A 15,900-nucleotide genomic window follows, 5' to 3' on the forward strand; every position below is an offset into this window, starting at 1 on the left:
TTGATTTAATATGGTATTATTCATTGAAAGCTCCTTTGTAGAAAGTTTGTATTGTTTTTGGGAACAAACAAACATCTAACACTTCTACAATAAGGGCTTTCTTTTTTTATGTCTACATACAATTAGCGTTTTTACATTTTATGGAATCTGCGCAAAGCTAGTGGACCTGTCCCCCTGTCCCTAAAAATAAATGTGGAAACTTGAATGGTAGATTTGAAGTATGTAATGGAGTATTTCGTTTAAATAAGAAGATGTGTAACAAGAAGATGGAATGATAGATGGGGTCTTTGGAAGTATCTGCATATAAAAATCTAGCAAATAGTCAGAAAACTGTCAAGGCGGGGCATGGCGCTGGGGCTTGTGGGTCATGGGGACAGTTACCTCGTCCCACCATATTTTTACAGGGACAATGAACCTGTCCCTCTGTCCCAGTTCAAAAAAAATTAATAAGGGATGCCCCTTTGTAGCCTTCTATTCTCTATAACAATGGTAAAAGGGGGTTCAAGATGTGTCGAGAATAAAAATAGATTCTGAAATGGATATTCAGAAGTATTCGCAGTTTTACGATTATGAAGAATTTAAAACGAATATGGAGATTTGGCTGATTGTTCATCAAAGCGAGTTCACACTCGGAGAAGTATATGGATTAACTCAATTAATTCACTTATCCTCAGAAGTTCCAGGGGTTTGCCATGAAGCTATGGGAAAAATCGTATGTTGCAAAGAATTAGGATTAAACGAACAGACCATTTCCCGCTCTACGTTTAAGCGAATGATTTGGAAGTGTATGCGTTTCGGAATGTTAAAAGTCAACGAAACAGAAAACGAATACGGGTCACAAAGGGGGAATCTCTATATCTTTAACCCCTACCCTACGTTTTAATAATTGGGACGGAGGGACAGGTCCCTCGTCCCAAAATTTATTTACAAAACGGGACAGTGAACCTGTCCCTCTGTCCCATAAAAGGAGTGAATTATCGATGAGTTGGATTCAAGATGCTGGACATGGTGGTAGTGATCCGGGCGCGGCAAAGGATAGCAATATAGAAAAAGTGTTTACTTTAGAAGCTGCACTCTATGTAAACAGACGGTTATCCGAACTAGGAATTGCAAGTAGTCTAACCAGAACAGGTGATGTAACATTAAATCCCGCACCGAAAACCTCAAAAGTAAAGCCATACAAAAAATGCATTTCACATCATTTTAATGCGGGTGGTGGAAGTGGAGCTGAGACCATCCATTCCATCTACTCTGACGGCAAGTTTGAGAAATTATTAATTGAAGAATTAAAAAAAGCTGGGTATCCAGTAAGACCGAGACCTGTGTACACCCGTAAAAATTCATCTGGCGGTGATTATTACTATATGCATAGACTTACAGGATCCTGTCGGACTACCATACTAGAATACGAGTTTGTGGATGGACCACAATCAGAGAAAATCAAGGACAAGACCTATCGGGAAGGTATGTATGAATGTGTGGTGCGTGCTATTTGCCAGGAGGAAGGTGTTCATTATGAAGGTTCTGGTTCAGGGCAAACACCTACACCCCAAAAAGCCAATCCGCCAAAAGAAACATTAACCGTTGACGGTTATTTAAACCCGAAAACAATCAGTGCCCTTCAAAGATATTTTGGGACTCCTGTTGATGGGATCATCAGTAAACCATCACTTGTTATTAAAGAACTGCAAAGACGATTGAATAAAGGGAATTTAGGATAAAGAAAAATAAATGAGGTGAACCAGGAAATCAAATTTACTAGACTTCCTGGTTCATCTTTTTCATAGCTAATGTTCATAAATCTCTAAAGGCAAATCATCTGGATCTTTAAAAAAGGTAAACCTCTTTCCTGTTATCTCATCTATACGAATAACTTCTACTACAATATTCTTTGACGTTAACTCCCTCACCGCTTCTTCGATATCATCTACTTCAAAAGCTAAATGTCGAAGGCCCGATGCCTCGGGATAGCTTGGTCTTTTCGGAGGGTTCTTAAAAGAGAATAATTCAATCTGATAGGTATCCCCAACTGCCAAATCAAGCTTGTATGAAGCACGGTCTTCCCGAAACGTTTCCTTTAATACCGTAAATCCTAACTTATTCACATAAAAGTCTTTGGACTTCTCATAGTCCGAACAAATAATTGCAACATGATGAATCCGATTGATTTTCACTGTGATCATCCTTTTCTTATATCCCATTAATTTCAAGTTGCCGTTCAGCCAATTAATTTGTACTACTTATATTTACTCATTCAATACCCTTTCTGCAAACAAAAAGTACTTCAAGTGTTTTTAAAATAAGACCACAAACGTTGGGTAAGCAAGGGGCTTCCTTCATCCAAACTAAAAAAACATATCTTTACCAAGAAAGGGTTTTGGTAAAGATATGGTCAATTTCAGGATTATTTTTTAGCTAAACGGATAACATTCCAAGACAATTTTGGCAAGACAGCTGTGACTAATCCATTCTCAACTACCGCGTTTCCATTTGTGTGTGGAGCAACCGGAGTACCCTGAGCGGAATTTGTCTGTTTGATCTCATCATTTTCAAGAACAATATGTTCAACTATCTTATATCCTTCAAAATTACGGATATCACACTCTAAATGTAGTCCTTCTTGCAAGTCACGATTTACCGCAAAGATTGTGAGTTGTTCGTTTTCCTCATTATATACAGCTGTGGACTCTAATAATGGAACGTCAGTAAAGTCTTTACTATCATATTTCGGACTTGAAACAATTGGATTCAGTGCCACTCCTCTTCCATAAACAGAGGTGTGCATATATGGGTAAAATATCGTTTGTTTCCATGCAGGTCCATTCTCTTCCGTCATTATTGGAGCAATCACATTCACTAATTGTGCAAGACAAGCTATTTTCACACGATCCGCATGTTTTAATAATGTAATTAGCATACATCCCACAAGTAGAGCATCTTCGAAATTATATACATCTTCTAGCTGTGGCGGTGCAACACTCCATGGTTCAATTAACTTATCTTGTTCTTTTGAGTGATACCAAACATTCCACTCATCAAAGGAAAGGTTAATCTTCTTTTTACCCCGTTTTTTGGCTTTAATATAATCAGCAATTGAAATAACAGATTGAATAAAGTCATCCATCTCTAGTGACATTGCTAAATAATTGGAGATTTCATTGTCATAGTTACCGTAATACTGATGCAATGAAATGAACTCGACATGATCATATGTATGATCTAAAACAGTTGCCTCCCAATCGGCAAAAGTCGGCATCGAACGGTTTGAACTACCACAAGCCACTAGTTCAATATTCGGATCCACCCACTTCATTACTTTTGCTGCTTCTTGCGCTATCCGTCCATATTCCACTGCAGTTTTGTGACCAATTTGCCACGGACCGTCCATTTCGTTTCCTAAACACCATGTTTTAACATTATAAGGTTCTTTAATACCGTGGGAAATCCGTAAATCACTATAATAAGATCCTCCTGGGTGATTCATATATTCAACTAGGCTTCTAGCTGCATCAATACCCCGTGTTCCTAAATTAACAGCCATGTTTACTTCAGCATTAACTAGCTTTGCCCACTTCATAAACTCATTCGTTCCGATTTCATTTGTTTCTGTTGTTCTCCAAGCAAGGTCTAATCGGCGTGGACGCTGTTCAACAGGGCCTACTCCATCTTCCCAATTGTATCCCGATACGAAGTTTCCTCCCGGGTAACGTACTAATGGGACTTGAAGTTCTTTCACCATTTCAATTACATCTTGACGAAAACCCATTTCATCTGCTTGAGGATGCCCGGGCTCGTAGATTCCCCCGTAAACGGCTCTCCCTAAATGTTCAACAAACGAACCATAAATACGATTATCGATTTCCGAAATCTTAAAGTCCTTTTCAAGGATCATTTTTGCTTTTTTACTCATTTCATGTTCTCCTTTCAATTACTTCAATAATATTTAAAATATTTTATATTTTTATGATAATTACCATTACCGAGGTTGTCAACCCAAAATGTAACCGCAAACATTTTGTTTTATTCGACGAATCTGAATAAACCATTTAAATTTTTCGTAAGATTTCGTAAGATAATAGAGAGGAAGTTTGTTATATCGTGCTTCGAATAGCCTGTTTTCGCGGGAATCTTACCATCCTAACAACAAACTTAACTAGTTTAAATTCTTTTAAAATTTTTCAGTACTGTCAAATTGATTCGATTTCTTGGACAAACAGCACCCTTACAAATCATTCAATTTTGTTTTATGATTATATGAAATAGTTCACGATTACATAAAATAGAGCATTATGGGGGATTGAAATATGCATATCAATGATCTACACTCTGGACTTCATATTTTTAAGGCATTAAGTTCAGAAATTCGATTAGAAATTTTAACTTTGTTAACTAAATACGACAGCCTTAATTTGAATGATCTCGCAAAAAAACTAAACCTATCGAATGGCGCTATAACGATGCATATTAAAAAATTAGAAGAAAGTGGATTAATCGAGGTTATATCTACTGTAGGGAAACATGGGATGCAAAAGATTTGTTATTTAAATGAAGATGAATTAAAGATAGAATTACAACCAAAAGAAGACCAAAACTTCTACGAGTATCAAATTAAGGTTGGGCATTATTGCGATTTCCAGGCGGAGCCAACATGTGGTTTAGCAACAAAAGAAAGCATCATAGGGGAATTCGATGATCCTCGTTATTTTGCAGACCCCGAACGTATAAATGCAGAGATTATCTGGTTAAGTAAGGGCTTTTTAGAATATAGGATTCCCAATTACCTAAAGTCCAACCAAGAGTTCAAAGAACTGCAATTTAGTTTTGAAATAAGTTCTGAAGCACCTAGCTACAGTAATGACTGGCCATCTGATATATATTTTTATATTAATAATATCGAGTTAGGGTACTGGACCTCCCCAGGAGACTTTGGAGGAATAACCGGAAAGATGAACCCACCTTGGTGGCCACCCGAATTAAACCAATATGGATTAACAAAATTATTACGCATAAATAATGAAGGAACGTTTATCGATGGTTTCCGTATCTCCGACATTACTCTTTCGGATATTCAATTGACAACGAAATCAGAGATTAAACTTAAGCTAGCCGTTGGGGAAGAAGGCAATATAGGAGGTTTAACCATTTTCGGAAAAAACTTCGGTAATTTTGACAAAGACATATCGGCAAGAATCCTTTATGATGAGAAAAAAGGTGAGTTAAAAAAATGAGGATGCCTCTTAACAGGGTATCCTTTTAGAGGAAATAGAAGTAAGACTTTGAAAGTATATGTTGACAGAGCATGACTTGTACAGAATTTACGCCTCCGTTGGATATCCCATTGTACACAACATAAAAAAACGCAAAAAAAGCTAAGGAAACAGTGGAATCGTATCCCTTATTCATGTTTAGATAACGATTCCGTTTTTCCTTAATTCACTGCGTAGAACATCTGCCATAATGTCATAACCGAGTACATGTGGATGCAACCCGTCATTCGCTAAACCTGGCTGAAGTGAATTTCCACCTTCAACTTTCATTGCACTATGATAATCAACATAAATTAAACCTTCTTGTTCGGTCAACTGCTTATATGATTGGTTAATCGCAACAACCAATTCATTACGTACATCTGTTTGTCCATTTGTTTCAATACAAGTTGGAAGTATAGAAGTCACTATTGGGATAATACCCGCTTTTTTTGCTTCCGCGACTATGGCTGTTACATCCTCGAGGACCTCATTATGAATTTGATCTGGTTTCTTTCGAACTTCAGCTTGCAACTCATCTAAAATCCATGTGTTATTGATCCCAATATTAATCACAACATATGTTGGTTTAATTTGAATAACATCTGCAGCGAACCTACGTCTGAGAAATGGGGTCATATCTCCTCCAATCCCCCTATTTACAAGACGGCGATTGTTAGCACCAAAGTATGTTTCAATATCCCAGCGATCCGTTATGGAATCACCAATAAAAACAAAATCAATAGGTACTTTATGACTTATCAAGACTTCATTTTGAAAATCAAATGCATTACGTCTTGTGTCTGTTGGCACAACAGCTCCAAACATACCTGGTTTAAGCATTTCTGGTCGTTTTGAAATCTTTGCCATACTACCATCATCCTCCTCTATCATTTTATATAAGTTATGGGTACTCATAAGAAGCCAAACCAAAAACCAATCACTTATGAAGGACTGGAAATATGGAATAATTACTCATTAGCTATTAACATTGAGTAATTATTCCAGTTATAGTTTCCATTAAAGATCACTCATCCCTTTACAGATCCTCCTGCTAAACCTTTTACAACTTTTTCTTGTGCAATGATAAATATAAGAATTACCGGTACACTTGCTAATGTTAATGCAGCCATCAAACCAGGAACATTAACAGAAAACTCGCCATAGAATTTTTGAAGTCCGATTGGCAATGTCATATTTTCTGGACTTGTAATTAAGATTAAGGCAAAAATAAATTCATTCCAAATATGCACAAAGTTATAGATTACTACCGTAGAAATGGCTGGCACGATATTTGGAAATAATACTTTTGAAAAGATAACCCAATGACCTGCCCCATCCATTCCTGCAGCTTCTTCAAGTTCAACAGGAATCTCTTGCATAAATTGGGTCATGATAAAGATTGAAATCGGTAATGCAAAAGCTACGTAAGGTCCTAATAAAGAAAATAATTTATCATAAAACCCAAGACTATTAGACATTACAAAGATTGGAATGAGAGTTGCATGAATAGGTATCATCATCCCAATAAGAAACAAAATAAACAGAGGACGATTTAATCGAAACTTCATTCTACTTAACGGATAGCTGGCAAGAGCAGAGATAAAGACAACTAATACAACAGATACTACCGTAATAATGATACTATTTACAAAATAATTTGTTAAACCCATCTCAAAAACCGAAGAAAATTGTTCTAATGTGAATGATCCAGGAAGTATTGAAAATGGATTAAGGAAAAATTCATTCATTGTTTTAAATGAAGTGGAAATCATATATAAGAATGGGTAGCTAGTAAATAGAAGCAAAATGATTGCCACAAGATAAAGTAGACTCTTATTAACTAGTTTCATTGTACTTCCCCTCTTTTCTTACGCTGTGATTCACCTAGTAGAATAAAAATCACACTTATTAATGAAATGATAAACATTACTGAAGCAATGGCACTACCATAGCCCATATTAAAGTTAATAAACGTTTGTCTGTACATTAATGTTCCTAAAATTTCTGTTGAACCTCCAGAACTTCCACCAACCATTACATAGAAGATATCAAAGGTTTTAAGTGAACCCACTACCGCAAGAATAGATGAACTTACAATTGTTGGCATTAAGGAAGGTAGGGTAATATAATAAAATCGTTGGAAACCATTTGCTCCGTCTATATCTGCAGCCTCGTACAACTCTTCTGGAATACCAACCATTGCCGCTTTAAATAAGATCATATAAAAAGGTGCAAATTGCCAAACCAATACAATCAATACAGCAATAATCGCAACATTTTTGGATGCTAACCAATTGACTGATTCAAAACCAAGTGCATTTAATGCCATATTAATGGGACCATTAGCAGGGTCATACATAAAGACCCACAATAATCCAACTGCAACCGCTGACATTAGATAAGGTAGAAAGAATAAAACATTAAAAAGTCTTTTCCCTCTAATTTTGCTTAGCAAGATCAAAGCCATACCCAAACCTAATGGAACTTGGACAAATACCGATACTAATACGAGATACATATTGTTCCGTAATGCATACCAGAATGAGGAGTCAACCAGTAAGTTTTTGAAATTATCAAGACCAATAAATACACTTTCTCCCATTCCATTCCAATCTAACAAACTATAATTAAATGTTGTAATAATTGGATATAAAATAAAGATGATGTATATGATAATTGCAGGCAGAAGGAATAAAGATATTGCGAGTGTATTTTTATTTTTTTTCTTTTTCTTTTCTTTTTGTGCCTCAGCATGGACAATATCCGATGTTATATTACTTTCTGTTACCATCTTCATCCACCTTTCTTCAATGATTTAAAGGGGGTGAAGGCTAGTAACACCACCTTTCACCCTACCTTTTTTCTTATTCTAATATTTCTTTAGCTTTATTCTCCATTGCTTTTGCAGCATCCTCAGGTGTGATCGATTTACCGAATAATTCATAGGTTGTATTCTTATGAAGCTCACCTAACTCTGGTGGTAAGGTTTGGTCATATGGGAATTGAATAGAGTTCGCATTATTAATCATGTCTGTAAATATTTTTACAAACTCATCTTCAACCTCTACACCTTTAATCGCAACCGGAGTTCCAGATTTATTTAAGTACCCTTGAGCAGTTTCAACACTTGTCAACTCTTTAATTAGTTCTAGTGTAAGTTCTGGATATTTAGTGTCTTTACTAATTGACCAAACCGGTGATACCCCAGCAGCTATGTTAGTAGGGTCACCTTTGCCAGATTCAATAGCTGGGAATCCAAAGACGCCCATCTTTTCTTCGAATTCAGGAAATTCATCACGAACATTATTTACAAATCCTGTTGTAATAAGCATCATAGCAGCCTTACCTGAATACATCAGTTGTCTACCTTGACCTGAATCATAAGGAACACCATTGAAACCTGGATTGAAAGCCCCTCTGTCAACTAAATCTTGAATATATTCACCTGCTTGGATGTAGGCAGGGTCATCGAATCCGCCGCCATTTCTGCGGTACGCATCTTGGAATACCTTTTCTCCACCTAGGCGGTCAGCAAAGTACATTAAGTAGAAAGCTCCTGGCCATTTTGGCTGATTCGCCAGCGCAATCGGATATACATCATTTTCTTTTAATACTTCGACAATATCTAACAATTCATCATATGTTTTTGGAACTTCCAGCCCGTATTTCTCAAAGATTTCTTTATTGTAAAAGAATTGATAGGTTGAAATCCCTAATGGAAGACCATAGATTCTGTCATCATAAGTTGAGTTGTTGAGAGCTACATCAACAAAGCTATCATAGTCGATATCTTCATCCGTTAAATCCCTAACCTTTCCGGATTTTACAAACTCTTCTAACCAACCTCCGCCCCAGCTAGTAAATACGTCAGGAGCATTATCACCAGACATCGCAACAACTACGCGTTGCTTATAATCATCGTTTTGAATAAGCAACTCATTTACTTTAACGTTTGGATTTTTCTCTTCGAAACGCGCTATTGCTTCTTGATATACTTCTTGCCTTGCACCTGGATCAAAGTGCCAAAGATCAATTTCTATTTGTTCTTTATTACCTTTACCTTGATTATCTTTACCATCTCCATCTTTAACGACGGAATCAATGCTTCCTTGTTGACAACCAGTTAATCCAATAACAACAATTGCCAATAAGACACAAAGTACTAATTGAAGTTTTTTCATTTATTGCACCCCTTATTTTTTTATTTTATTTTATTTTAAAATCAATGAGTGATTCTAAAACCTCATCCAAAAATCACAACTAGCAAACTCCGATACTGAATCCAAGTGTCCGTTATAACAAAACGCTTACAACATAATCGAAAAAAATAGTATAATAGATTAAATCCACTGGTGAAAAAACGCTTACAAGTATTAGCAAGGTATTTTTGTATAAATGCTTTAAAATCCTTTCATTTGTTATTAAAAAAATCAGTAATGAAAATAATAAATAGTTTCGTTTTCTTAAAAAATGAATCTATCTATTAGATTACTTGTTAATATGATATTTCTTTTTTTAACAAAAGTCAACAAATAACAAGATTCAAAAATACCGTTAAATACGTTTAGAAACCCTATTCACAACTGTTTTTACGAAAAAAATATTTTTATATTAACTTTCACTTTCAATCGTTTGTTGTCAATAGACTTTCAAAAACATACATATTTTGGTCATATTTAAGTTATATACTCATCAATTGTTGTACTTTTATTGTTTTTATTATAAAATTAATGAAAGTAAAGAATAACATTCTATTGGAGGGATTTTAATATGAAAGTAGGTTTTATAGGATTAGGAATAATGGGTAAACCCATGGCTGGTCATTTAATAAAAAACGGATATGAAACATATCTGTTCGATTTAAATACAAAAGCTGTTCAGGAATTAGCTGAATTAGGTGGTAATGCGTGCGAATCAAACAAAGAAATAGCTGAGATCTGTGATGTTATTTTTACAATGTTGCCTGCTGGAAAGCATGTAAAACAGGTACTATTTTCCGATGACGGCGTAGCTAAGAATGGAAAACCAAATACAATTATAATAGATATGAGTTCTGTATCTCCAGAAGAGTCCAAGTCTTTTGCTAATGACTTATATGAATATAATATGGCTTTTATAGATGCACCAGTAAGTGGTGGAGAACCTATGGCAATCGAAGGAAAACTATCTATTATGGCTGGCGGAGCAGAGGATGATTTTAACAGAGTATTACCATTGTTAAAAACGATGGGATCTAACGTTGTTCACGTTGGCGAAGTAGGAACTGGATCCGCTGCAAAATTAGCTAATCAAATTATTGTGAGCATACATCTCGCAGCACTCTCTGAAGCAGCCGTATTTGCCAGCAAGTCCGGAATTGACTTAAACAAGTTGTACCAAGCAATTAGTGGAGGATTAGCTGGAAGTGCAGTAATGGAGGCAAAGATGCCAAAAATTATTGATAGAGACTTTGAACCAGGCGGAAGAATTGAAATTAATTTCAAAGATTTAGGTAATGTACAATCATCAGCAAATGCTATCGGGGTTCCATTACCCATTACTAATCTAGTAAAAGAGGTTTTCGGCTCTGAAGTCGCAAACGGCAATGCTACAAAGGACCATTCGTATATTATTAACTTTTTCGAAAGAATGGCAAATCACCAAATACCTAAAGGCGGAAAGTAAGCGCAATCACGAACACCTATAACACAAAAAGAGCTTAAACGTACCCGAAACCTTACGAGAGAGGTCAGGGTGCGTTTTTTTGTGCCTTTTTTCTTCCGATAGGCCATTTTTCTCGTTTAAGAAGACAAAAAAAATGACCTAACAACCTTGCTTTTAAACACACAATAGCAAAGTCGCTTTGGTCACTTTTTCCTATTTAATAGATACGGTTGAACCTAATGGGTAATGGCAGGTACGTCAATCCATACCGCTCAAATTAAGAGTTCTTAACTTTGACAACCTTTAGAAAGGTTTCTAAGATCATATAAGCAGAAGTAGCTCCTGGGTCCTGCACACCCCTTGATCTCTCGCCCAAACGACTAGATCGACCAATCTTAGATATCAGGTCTTTTGTTGATTTCATTCCTTTTTCGCCAGCTAATACTGCATCGTTGAATGCAGATAGAAAGTCTTGAGATTGAGTAAAACTTGTTTCTAATGCTTTAGCTGCAGGGTCGATAGTATCAATAATTGTTTTATCCCCCACTTGCGCTTTACCGCGATCTTTTATGCCGTTTATGAACGCAAGCCAATACTCAGTAAGTTCCGCGTCATTGACTTCAGACTTACCTTTAACTATTTTAGCTCCATTTATAAAACCAGAAGCATATAAAGGACCTACTGAAGAACCAACGGCATTTAAAAAAGTCATACCGACCACGGAACTGATTTTTCCAAGGTCTGTCTCATTCGCAAGTTCATTATTTAATTTCTCATTAACCGCTCGCCAACCAATTGTCATCGTAACTCCATGATCCCCATCACCAAGTTTGCGGTCAAGTTCGCAAAGATAGTCTCTTTCAGTCTCCATAACTTCCACGACTTGCTTAAAGTAATATAGAAAATCTTCCGATGTTACTTTCATAATTATCCCCCCTTATCTTTGAACAAACATAGGACAATCTACTGGATGATCGACCATCTTTTTCATTTCATCGTCTACTTTCGTAACCGTTATAGATGCTCCACCCATTTCAAGTGAGGTAATATACTCACCCACATACGAACGATAAATATTTATTCCTTTTTCCTTAAGTACCTCATCCACTCTTCTAAACATAATATACAGTTCCATTAGCGGTGTTGACCCAAGTCCATTAACAAGAACGACAACATCATCACCTTTATTAATCTCCATATCACCAAGAATATTATCTAACAGTTCGTCGACAACATTGTCAGCCTTGTCAACCGGAGCCTTACGAATACCCGGCTCACCATGATGGCCTAAACCAACTTCCATTTCATCATCACCCAAAATAAAGCTTGGTTCACCTGTTTGAGGTAATGAGCATGAACTTAACCCTACACCCATCGAACGAGTGTTTTCATTCGCTTTTCTGGCTACCCTTGCAACTTCTTTTAAATCATAACCAAAGTCTGCCGCTGCACCAGCCATCTTATATACGAGAAATTCACCAGCAATTCCACGGCGTTTATCTTTCTCTTCTTTTGGAGCTGAAGCGACATCGTCCGTAGCAAGCACCATTTCCACTTGTATATCTTCCATAGCTGCCAAATCCGCAGCCATCCCGAAATTCATAACATCACCAGCGTAATTGCCATAAAGGTAGACGACACCTGCCCCTTTATCAATCGCTTTGGTAACCTCTAGTATCGGTGCCGGTGGTGGTGAAGCAAATATGTTCCCAATCGCTACACCATCTGCCATTCCAGCTCCCACATACCCCATGAAAGCAGGTTCATGACCCGAACCTCCACCAATTAAAATCCCAACCTTACCTTCCTTCGTTTCTTTAGAAGTGACTAATGCACGGTCATTTCCTTCCAATCTTTTTACATAAGAAGAATGAGCCTTTACATACCCGTCAATCATCTCTTCTACTACATATTCTGGATTATTTATTAGTTTTTTCAACCTCTTCACCTCATAGCTTAGTAGAAATTCTTTACCTAGTCCTAAACTTTTTCAAGTAGACACTAATGCCTTAGACATTATGTATTACCCTTATTTTACTAGATTTATAGTAATAGGTTTTAAGTTCTTTTCTACATAATCCCCAATATCTGCTATAACTTTTCTAGTATTTGTTTGTGCTTCAGGTGTTTCTTCTTCAACCATTATCCAACCATCATAGCCACCATCAACAAGAGCCTGAACACACCCTTTAAAGTCGATATCTCCTTCACCCATCTTCATCCACTTACAAGTAGTCGTTGCATCTTTAAAGTGAACATGTTTAATCGCGGGTAAGTACTCTTTAATAATTTCAACAGGATCCATACCACCAAAAATAATATGACCAACATCTGGAGTGTACCCCATATATCTCGTATCTAATCCATCAAGAAGGACCTCATAATCTTCTTTAAATCTCCAATAAGATGTTTCATAAGAAATGGGGTGGAGCGAAGTAATAATACCGTTCTCACTTGCTCGTTTTCCTAATTCGTTAGCACCCTGAATAATTTCTTTTTGTCTCTCTAATAATCTATCACGGTTTGGTCCAACCCTAGAAGGAACATTCATCTTAGCGCCAGGAAACTTCTTTAAATAATTTATATAGAAATCTGCTAATTCTCTTTCTTCCTTCGATTCCTTTCCACCCTCAAAATGGAACGGTAATGTTAATGCCGCTAACTCTAATCCTCTTTTGTCGAGTTCTTCTTTAAGACGTTCCGGAGAATTCTTATATCTTCCTAAAAGAGCTACTTGCATATCAAGCCCTTTAAACCCAGCATTATCAATATCATCTATTATCTGGTCTAACATATCTTTTTCGACATCATAATCCAAAACCCAAGTAGATCCTTGACAACCAAATTTTATCGTCATCTTCCAAACCTCCTATATAATGTATAATACAATTCCAAGACTTCACATACCCAAAGTCCTATAATTTATGAATACGTTTTCTTATGTTTCATTTTATCAATTATTTACATTTTGTCAATAATATTTTCGATTTCAACAAAATTGCAAGGAGATTCGAATATAAACAATAATCACCATACTGCAATCACAAGGATGAGGACATTTCACCTCTTATTGATTCTTGCCAATAACGTATAATTAATCTATACTTAATGTAAATTTCAACAAATAGGGATGTGAAAACAAATGAAAATGTTTGTTTCGGAAAGAAGAAATAAAATAATGCACTTCTTACAAGCTAAACAACGCTTAACCGTCAAAGAACTAGCCTCCAAAATAGGGGTTTCTGAAGCAACTTTAAGATCAGACCTTAATCAAATGGAGGAAGAGGGATTATTAACAAGAACTCATGGCGGAGCTATATTAAATGAATTTGCCACACCAAGCGAAACTAGTTTCTCTGCACGCTCGAAGAGGAATCAAAAGGAAAAAAGGATAATTGCAGAAAAAGCTTTAGAATTTATCCTTGAAAAGCAATGTATCTTACTTGACGCTAGTTCAACTACAATGGAATTAGCCTACCTTTTGAAACAGAAAAATATTCGTCTAACAGTGATAACTACCGGAGTTAAAACTGCTTTGGAACTGAATGAGAATCCTCATATTAATGTCATATTAATTGGTGGCATGTTGACAAAAGGTTCCTCCTCACTCGAAGGCACTTTAGGAATTGATATAGTTAATCAGTTTAATATTGACATCATGTTTACATCAGCCAACGGGTTCACCGCTGATTCCGGATTAACTGATTTTAATTTATATGAAGTACAGTTAAAAAGAGAATTGGTAAGAAAGTCTAAAATGGTAATTGCGTTAATTGACCATTCTAAGATTGGGACAGTATCAAGTGCAGTATTTGCTAATATCAATCAAGTTAACACAATTATTACGGATAAAGAGGTTGAAGAGAGTATTTCCAAGGAACTAACCTCCAGAAATATAGATGTCATCAACGCTTCATCTTGATCCAAAAGTAGCCTCTATATGCGTTTCCTTTATGAAACGTTCATTCACCTCCTGTTAAGTTTTCTTTAATGAAGATAAAAAAATCAAGCTACCTTTGCCAATGAATTGGAGTTTGGTAGCTTGATTTTATTTTTTTCCTTTCATTCTCATGAACTTTTAAAATAGGTAACTAATAGTAGTGTGAAAAACCCACACACATTTAACTACAATGATTACCAGACACTTCCGCTTTAATCTTATCAAGGAATTCATTTTCTTTCTCGATAATTTTATTCACCTTGCGCTCCGAACCACCAGCCCAGTGGGAATTTAAGTATGCTTCAACCACTTTTTTCCCAACTTGAGTCCCGATAATTTGAGCACCCATCGTAATTATTTGAGCATTGTTACTTAATTGCGCTCTCTCTGCTGAGTATACATCATGAGCAAGGGCAGCGCGAATTCCAGGGTATTTACAAGCAGCAACAGCTACCCCAATACCTGTACCACAAATCAATATTCCTCTTTCAACTCTTTTTTCACTGACTGCACCTGCTACTTCAAACGCAACATCTGGGTAGTCGACCGCTTCCCTAGAGTAGCAACCAAAATCAACGACTTCATGTCCCAGCTCTTCTACAAAACTTTTAATTGTCTCTTTGAAATCAAACCCAATATGATCACTGCCAATTCCTATTTTCACTGAACGAAACTCCTCCCCCATTTATCAATCGCTTCCATTTTTTCTTTTGCATTATCATTCTATTACATTTTATTGTTTTTATCAACATTTGATTTCGTTTTTAACACTTTCAAAAATAAACAAAAGTGAATATACGAATATATTTTTCTCACAATCCTTCAACTTAAACATATTATTTTCACCCTGCAAATAATATAAATTAAATCCTTTTCTCACATTTTAAAACACCATTAATTCAGTCATGTATATAGGAATATTACTCTTATATTATGATTGGATAGGCATTTTTATGTTTTTATTTTTCAACTTTTAGTTTTATTGTTTATTTACTTTTTTTTATAATTTCTATCATTCTATTTTCTTTACCTTAGTTTTATATTCAAATATCCTTGTCATTACTTTTT

The 15,900-nt window shown here is 36.0% G+C and carries 15 protein-coding genes; 5 read left to right on the top strand and 10 right to left on the bottom strand.

The window, feature by feature from the left end; all coding sequences use genetic code 11:
- Nucleotides 1-508 precede the first annotated feature (508 nt).
- Together E1I69_RS05270 and E1I69_RS05275 are read left to right on the top strand one after the other, a co-directional pair.
- Nucleotides 509-883: a hypothetical protein gene (locus E1I69_RS05270; protein WP_136378559.1), complete on the top strand. Its 375-nt coding sequence runs from the start codon at nt 509-511 to the stop codon at nt 881-883.
- 97 nt (nt 884-980) lie between these two features.
- A complete protein-coding gene (locus E1I69_RS05275; RefSeq protein WP_136378560.1) occupies nt 981-1,721 on the top strand; it encodes an N-acetylmuramoyl-L-alanine amidase in 741 nt (246 codons plus the stop codon).
- A gap of 66 nt (nt 1,722-1,787) precedes the next feature.
- Here E1I69_RS05275 and gloA2 read toward each other — a convergent pair whose 3' ends face one another.
- Both gloA2 and E1I69_RS05285 read right to left on the bottom strand, forming a co-directional pair.
- Nucleotides 1,788-2,174: an SMU1112c/YaeR family gloxylase I-like metalloprotein gene (gene gloA2, locus E1I69_RS05280; protein ID WP_136378673.1), complete on the bottom strand. Its 387-nt coding sequence runs from the start codon at nt 2,172-2,174 to the stop codon at nt 1,788-1,790.
- Between the two features lie 230 nt (nt 2,175-2,404).
- On the bottom strand, nt 2,405-3,910 hold the full coding sequence (locus tag E1I69_RS05285; RefSeq protein WP_136378561.1) for an alpha-N-arabinofuranosidase: 1,506 nt from the start codon (nt 3,908-3,910) through the stop codon (nt 2,405-2,407).
- 394 nt (nt 3,911-4,304) lie between these two features.
- Here E1I69_RS05285 and E1I69_RS05290 point away from each other — a divergent pair, with 394 nt between their 5' ends.
- Nucleotides 4,305-5,228 (top strand): ArsR/SmtB family transcription factor, encoded by a 924-nt coding sequence (locus E1I69_RS05290; protein ID WP_136378562.1) that lies wholly within the window; start codon nt 4,305-4,307, stop codon nt 5,226-5,228.
- A 177-nt stretch (nt 5,229-5,405) separates the two neighbouring features.
- On the opposite strand, the gene E1I69_RS05295 is transcribed toward E1I69_RS05290, so the two are convergent.
- The 4 genes from E1I69_RS05295 to E1I69_RS05310 form a co-directional block, all read right to left on the bottom strand.
- Entirely contained in the window at nt 5,406-6,116 is a 711-nt protein-coding gene (locus E1I69_RS05295; RefSeq protein ID WP_136378563.1) for a GDSL-type esterase/lipase family protein, read from the bottom strand.
- A 161-nt stretch (nt 6,117-6,277) separates the two neighbouring features.
- Nucleotides 6,278-7,099 (bottom strand): carbohydrate ABC transporter permease, encoded by an 822-nt coding sequence (locus E1I69_RS05300; protein WP_136378564.1) that lies wholly within the window; start codon nt 7,097-7,099, stop codon nt 6,278-6,280.
- On the bottom strand, nt 7,096-8,040 hold the full coding sequence (locus E1I69_RS05305) for a carbohydrate ABC transporter permease (protein ID WP_136378565.1): 945 nt from the start codon (nt 8,038-8,040) through the stop codon (nt 7,096-7,098). The genes E1I69_RS05300 and E1I69_RS05305 overlap by 4 nt, the downstream gene beginning before the upstream one ends.
- Nucleotides 8,041-8,113: 73 nt before the next feature.
- Nucleotides 8,114-9,430 carry an extracellular solute-binding protein gene (locus E1I69_RS05310; RefSeq protein WP_136378566.1) on the bottom strand — a complete coding sequence of 439 codons (1,317 nt, stop codon included), beginning with the start codon at nt 9,428-9,430 and terminating at the stop codon, nt 8,114-8,116.
- Between the two features lie 589 nt (nt 9,431-10,019).
- Between E1I69_RS05310 and E1I69_RS05315 the strand changes: the two genes are divergently transcribed.
- Nucleotides 10,020-10,913, top strand: a complete 894-nt coding sequence (locus E1I69_RS05315; protein ID WP_136378567.1) for a 2-hydroxy-3-oxopropionate reductase — start codon at nt 10,020-10,022, stop codon at nt 10,911-10,913.
- Nucleotides 10,914-11,169: 256 nt separating this feature from the next.
- Here the strand turns inward: E1I69_RS05315 and dhaL are convergent, their stop codons facing one another.
- The 3 genes from dhaL to E1I69_RS05330 form a co-directional block, all read right to left on the bottom strand.
- Nucleotides 11,170-11,817, bottom strand: coding sequence for a dihydroxyacetone kinase subunit DhaL (dhaL, locus tag E1I69_RS05320; RefSeq protein ID WP_136378568.1), 648 nt, complete (start codon nt 11,815-11,817; stop codon nt 11,170-11,172).
- Between the two features lie 12 nt (nt 11,818-11,829).
- Entirely contained in the window at nt 11,830-12,831 is a 1,002-nt protein-coding gene (locus E1I69_RS05325) for a dihydroxyacetone kinase subunit DhaK (RefSeq protein ID WP_136378569.1), read from the bottom strand.
- 90 nt (nt 12,832-12,921) lie between these two features.
- Complete coding sequence (locus E1I69_RS05330; RefSeq protein ID WP_136378570.1) at nt 12,922-13,749, bottom strand: sugar phosphate isomerase/epimerase family protein; 828 nt, start codon at nt 13,747-13,749, stop codon at nt 12,922-12,924.
- 285 nt (nt 13,750-14,034) lie between these two features.
- Here E1I69_RS05330 and E1I69_RS05335 point away from each other — a divergent pair, with 285 nt between their 5' ends.
- Nucleotides 14,035-14,814 carry a DeoR/GlpR family DNA-binding transcription regulator gene (locus E1I69_RS05335; RefSeq protein WP_136378571.1) on the top strand — a complete coding sequence of 260 codons (780 nt, stop codon included), beginning with the start codon at nt 14,035-14,037 and terminating at the stop codon, nt 14,812-14,814.
- 199 nt (nt 14,815-15,013) lie between these two features.
- On the opposite strand, the gene rpiB is transcribed toward E1I69_RS05335, so the two are convergent.
- Entirely contained in the window at nt 15,014-15,496 is a 483-nt protein-coding gene (gene rpiB / locus E1I69_RS05340; protein ID WP_136378572.1) for a ribose 5-phosphate isomerase B, read from the bottom strand.
- Nucleotides 15,497-15,900 lie beyond the last annotated feature (404 nt).

Source organism: Bacillus timonensis (assembly GCF_004799755.1).
GTDB classification, from domain to species: Bacteria; Bacillota; Bacilli; order Bacillales; family Bacillaceae_L; genus Ferdinandcohnia; species Ferdinandcohnia timonensis_A.